Consider the following 5,193-nt stretch of genomic DNA (forward strand, 5'->3'; position numbering starts at 1 on the left):
CACCAAAGTCACCGGTATTGCCCCTAGACCCGGATTTCGCACATGCGGTTTGAGGTGTCCAGCCAGCGCGGGCGGGTTGCGTCGATGCCGAGTAATTCGAGGAGGTGGGCTTGAACACCGCGAGTGACCAGGATGGTTGGCGGGTCGGTGGCTGTTCCGGCCCGCATCCGCAGGCTGTCGAGGTGGTAGAGGATCAGGCGTCCGGTCGGGCGGACGGCCCGGTTGTCGGGGTAGAGCCCGCGCATGGTCTGATCGCCGCCCAGGGCCTGGCGGACCTGGCGTTCGATGAGGCAGAACACCAGCAGGGCCAGGCAGATCACGGTGATCAGCGCGGCGATGCGCCGGTTGTGGTGCAAGAACACCGGGGCCACGGCGAGCGGGCCCTTGAAGTCGCTGTAGCGGCGTTCGATGACCGGCTGGCCCTTGTAGCGGATCAGAACCTCGGCGGCGTCGGCCTCAGCGGGATCGAGGGTGGTCAGCAGCGCGTACCAGCCGTCCGCGGCGGCCTCGGCGGCCAGGGCTTCCTGGTCGTAGTGCCAGGTCAGGGTGGGCCGCCCCCTGTCGTCGGTGGCGATGCAAGTGACCAGGCAGGAGCCGATGCGGCGTTTACTGGTGATCACGCCGACCCTGGCTGTGACCTTCTGCGCGGTGGCGTAGTGCCGGCCGCCGCAGGCGCGCTGGAGCTTGTCCAGTTCCTCACGGGCCTGCTCCAGCCGCCGGGTGCGGGCGGCCTGCTGGGCTTGGGCGTTGGCACTGGAGTGGACCAGGATCCGGCGCACGGTGATCTGCGGATCGCGCTTGCGTGGACCGGCCAGAGTCTGGGTGTCCTCCAGCACCCGGTAGCGCCCACGCTGCCCGGGCGGTTTGCCCGCGTCCCGTTCGGCGGTGTAGTTGACCGGACGGGTCTGGCCGGGATCAAGACCGGCATACAGACCGTCGGGAATCTTCGCCGCGGGCGCCGGGGCGATGAACCTCACCCCGGCTTCCTGCAGGGCCAGCAGGTTGCCGTAGGAGATCAGCTTCGAGTCGCCGATCATCAGGAACTCGCGGGGCGCGGCCAGCTCGCGCAGGGCTGTCATCGCCCCGACGACCTGGGAGACCTCGCCGGCCCCGCCGTCGTAGGCGCGGTGGAAGACGGGGATCCCGCCGTCCGCCGAGATCGCGATACCGGCCTGGATCTGCTTGAGATCTGCCCGGCGGTCCTTGGGACGACCGTACTTGACCTGCGGGAATCCCTCCTGCTGGTGCTCGTAGGCGCCGTGCAGGGACATGCTGGTCATGTCCCAGTGCAGGCGCGAGACATCGATCCCGAACTCGGCGACCGCGCTAGCCCCCACCGTGCCGACGATGCGTTCCAGCTCGGGCGCGATGGCGTCCAGAGCACGGCCGATACGGTCGTCGTTGAGCAGGTCCGCCTCGATCCCGAAGACCTCCTCCACCGCCCACTCTCGTGCCCAGTCACCCACCCGCACCAGCGGCGCGGGCGCGGACAGCCGGTTGGCGACCAGGACCCCGATGACCTGCCCATGCGTCAGGTGCGCGATGTCGCGCACCGGACACAGCTCGTCGATGATCCGGGCCACGTCCAGCCGGCGCAGAAACTCGGCAGAGACAGGCAGAGCGCCCAGACGCCTCTCCACCACAGGAGCAATCTCCACGTTCATCCGTGGACGACGCACCCGCGGCCGCTCGGCACGCGAAATCATCGACACATCACATCAACGACCACACCGACGACCGGACACCGCACATGCCTCGTTCCAACCAGACGAGGCATGTGCGAAATCCGGGCCTAGAGGTGCGAAGCCAGTACGTCAGGACAGCGTGCGAATGACCTGGCGCACTTGGTCCGCGACAGACTCCGGCAGCGGCGCGTAGTGGATGCTGGGGAGGATCTCCTGCCCCTCCTCACTGGCGGTGTAGGTCAGGAAAGACTTCAGGACAGGGAGCGTATCGACCTGGTTCCCGGTGTCACACACGATCTCGTACGTCACCAGGACGATCGGGTACGCCCCCTCCTCCGAGGTGCGGTAGTCGAACTCCAGGGTCAGATCCTTGCCCTTGCCTGCGATTCGAGCTTCAGCCATACCCGCAGAGGCAGTCTCCGGCGAGGGGCCGACAGGCCGGGCCGCCCCCGTATCGATCTTGACCGTGCTGATCTTGAGGGTTGCGGCGAAGGACAGTTCGAAGTAGCCGATCGAGCCCTCCTGTGACTGCACCTGCGAAGCAACTCCGGTGGACCCACTCGCGGATTCGCCACCCTTCCCCTGCCACGACTTCTCCACTGGGTGGGGCCACTCGCCTCCCGCGGCGCCCGCGAGATAGGCGTTCAAATTCTGCGTCGTGCCGGATCCGTCCGAGCGGTGCACGGCTCTGACAGCGAGCGACGGCAGCTTTACATCCGGGTTGAGCCGCTGAATGTCTGGGTGGTCCCAGGAAGTGATCCGCGCGTCAAAGATTTTCGCGAGGGTCACGGCGTCGAGCGTCAGGCTATCCACTCCCGGGAGGTTGTAGCCGATCGCGATGGGCCCGCCGACCATCGGAAGGTCGATGGCCCTGCCGCCCGGACAGACCCCCTTCGACGACTCCACCTCCGTGGGGTCCAGCGCACCGTCGGTGCCACCGAAATTGGTGGCCCCCCGCAGGAACTGGGCCACCCCGGCGCCGGATCCCAGGGGGTTGTATTTGATCTCGACTCCCTTGCAGACCCGCTGGTACTGCTCGATCCAGTACTTCATCGCGTTCTGCTGTGCCGTCGACCCCGAACCGGGCAGCTTGCCCTTGCTGGCGCAGTCGATCCGGACCGCTGCAGGCTCTACGGGCGCGCCATCAGGATCGGAGGCGCCTCCCACGTCACACGCACTCAGCAGCAAGCCCGCCATCGCGGCCGCGGTGACCTGCGCGGTCCGTCTGCTCGTACGTCGACGCTGCACTTCGCTCCCCCTGAGACACCGAGTAAAGCGGCCGAGGTACTAACGGAACGCCCGTGGCCTCGCCCGCCGACCATCAGCCTGGAATATAGATGGTCGGCGATCCAGTGCGTGCCTCGGGCGACATGCGCACGAACATCAGAGGTCGCGCCGCCATACGGCGGGTGAGCAGCCGCATTCAACAGGCTCACCACGGGCCGAATCGAACCAACGCGAGTCCACCTCTCCGGGCAGCGACCCAGTCCAGAATTCGACACCCATCTATGTTGACAACGGTCAATGCAAGTGCGAGGCTCAGGACATAGATAGACATCGAAACAAGCCCTGCCCCCAAGGAGACAGCAGACATGAGCGAGCAGAAGCTTCCGGTCGTAGTGATCGGCGCCGGTCCGAGCGGCCTGGCCGCCGCCGCACATCTCGTCGAGCGCGGCATCGAGCCCTTGGTTCTGGAGGCCGGAGCAAACGCGGGCGCTGCCGTACGCGAGTGGAGCCACGTGCGGCTGTTCTCCACGTGGGCCGAGGTCGTCGATCCAGCGGCCGAGAAGCTGCTCGCCCCGACCGGCTGGACCGCGCCCGACGGTGCGACGTACCCCTCGGGCGGTGACTGGGCCGCGGACTACCTCCAGCCGCTGGCCGACGTCCTGGGCGACAAGGTGCGCTTCGGCTCCCGCGTCACCGGTGTGTCCCGCCTCGACCGCGACCGTGTCGTGGACGCCGACCGGGAGCAGCAGCCCTTCACCGTCCACGTGAACGCTGACGGCTCCGAAGAGCGGATCACAGCCCGCGCCGTCATCGACGCCTCCGGCACCTGGTCCACCCCCAGCCCGATCGGCGGCGACGGCCTGCCCGCCCTCGGCGAGCGCTCGGCCACCGACCGCATCTCCTACCGAGTGCCCGACCTCAAGGACGTGGCCCTGCGGGCCCGTTACGCCGGCAAGCGAACGGCTGTGATCGGCTCAGGTGCCTCCGCGTTCACCGCGCTCGCCTACCTTGCCGACCTCGCCAAGGAGACGGACGGGACCCACGCGGTGTGGATCCTGCGGCGCGGAATCGGCGGTGACACCTTCGGCGGCGGCGAGGCTGATCAGCTTCCGGCGCGTGGTGCGCTGGGCCTTGCTGCCAAGGCGGCCGTTGACGATGGGTACGCCTCCGCCGCCACCGGCTTCCGTACCAGCGTCGTCGAGAAGTCCGGCGACAAGCTGGTGCTGGTGGCTGAGGACGGGCGTCGGCTCGATCCGGTCGACGAGGTCATCGTCCTCACTGGCTTCCGCCCCGACCTGTCGTTCGTCTCCGAGCTCCGCCTCGGCCTCGACGAGCGACTCCAGGCCCCGACCGAGCTCGCCCCGCTGATCGACCCCAACCAGCACTCCTGCGGCACCGTCTACCCGCACGGCGTCAAGGAGTTGTCGCACCCGGAGCAGGGCGTTTACCTGGTCGGCATGAAGAGCTACGGCCGCGCGCCGACGTTCCTCGCCATGACCGGTTACGAGCAGGTCCGCTCCATCGCCGCCGCCCTCGCAGGCGACCACGAAGCGGCGGAGCGCGTCGAACTGACGCTCCCGGAGACCGGAGTCTGCGGCGGAGCGGGCCTCTTCGACGAGCCCGGCGCGGCCGAATCCGACGGTGCCAGCGGCTGCTGCGCCGCCCCCGCCGCCCTCCAGATCGGCGTAGGAGCCCCGGCCGGCTCAGGCGGCTGCTGACGCCTCACTCCACCCACTCACCCAGCAGGAGGCACGCCATGTCCCGCGTACAACTCGCCCTCCGCGTCCCCGACCTCGCCGCGTCCATCGCCTTCTACACCAAGCTCTTCGGCACCGAGCCCGCCAAACTCCGCGACGGCTACGCCAACTTCGCCATCGCGGAGCCGCCGCTCAAGCTCGTCCTCATCGAAGGCCAACGCGGCGAGGACACGCGCATGGACCACCTCGGCGTCGAGGTCGACACCACCGAAGCCGTCAACGCCGCCACCACCCGCCTGTCCGAAGCGGGCCTGACCACGGCAGCGGAGAACGACACCACCTGTTGCTACGCCCTCCAGGACAAGGTCTGGGTCCACGGCCCCGGCCAGGAGCCCTGGGAGGTGTACGTCGTGAAGGCCGATGCCGACACCCTGGCCAAGCAGCAAGGCAGCACCTGCTGCACCAGCACGGACACCGCCGACGCAGGGGCGGGCGAACCTGCCACCGTCGCTGCCTCTGGCTGCTGCTGACCTGGCTCAGGAGCCTCTGACGGGACATCAACTGACCTCTCGCAGTGAAGGTTG

4 protein-coding genes are annotated in these 5,193 nt (G+C 68.3%); 2 read left to right on the top strand and 2 right to left on the bottom strand.

Features of this window, described 5'->3' with window-relative positions; translation table 11 throughout:
- Positions 1-23 precede the first annotated feature (23 nt).
- On the bottom strand, positions 24-1,664 hold the full coding sequence (locus J7I98_RS42010) for an IS1634 family transposase (protein ID WP_251021880.1): 1,641 nt from the start codon (positions 1,662-1,664) through the stop codon (positions 24-26).
- Between the two features lie 150 nt (positions 1,665-1,814).
- Positions 1,815-2,933: a phosphate ABC transporter substrate-binding protein PstS gene (gene pstS / locus J7I98_RS39555; RefSeq protein WP_308378122.1), complete on the bottom strand. Its 1,119-nt coding sequence runs from the start codon at positions 2,931-2,933 to the stop codon at positions 1,815-1,817.
- 344 nt (positions 2,934-3,277) lie between these two features.
- On the opposite strand from pstS, the gene J7I98_RS39560 reads away from it, so the two are divergent.
- Together J7I98_RS39560 and J7I98_RS39565 are read left to right on the top strand one after the other, a co-directional pair.
- Positions 3,278-4,630: an NAD(P)-binding domain-containing protein gene (locus J7I98_RS39560; RefSeq protein WP_214929894.1), complete on the top strand. Its 1,353-nt coding sequence runs from the start codon at positions 3,278-3,280 to the stop codon at positions 4,628-4,630.
- 38 nt (positions 4,631-4,668) lie between these two features.
- Complete coding sequence (locus J7I98_RS39565) at positions 4,669-5,139, top strand: ArsI/CadI family heavy metal resistance metalloenzyme (RefSeq protein ID WP_251021881.1); 471 nt, start codon at positions 4,669-4,671, stop codon at positions 5,137-5,139.
- Positions 5,140-5,193 lie beyond the last annotated feature (54 nt).

Origin of the sequence: Streptomyces sp. ISL-98 (genome assembly GCF_018614055.1) — a bacterium.
In the GTDB taxonomy this organism is placed as follows: Bacteria; Actinomycetota; Actinomycetes; order Streptomycetales; family Streptomycetaceae; genus Streptomyces; species Streptomyces spiramyceticus.

Coding starts and splice junctions, on each gene's coding strand:
- J7I98_RS42010 (WP_251021880.1), bottom strand. CDS start 1,664: ATGAACGTGGAGATTGCTCCTGTGGTGGAGAGGCGTCTGGGCGCTCTG.
- J7I98_RS39560 (WP_214929894.1), top strand. CDS start 3,278: ATGAGCGAGCAGAAGCTTCCGGTCGTAGTGATCGGCGCCGGTCCGAGC.
- J7I98_RS39565 (WP_251021881.1), top strand. CDS start 4,669: ATGTCCCGCGTACAACTCGCCCTCCGCGTCCCCGACCTCGCCGCGTCC.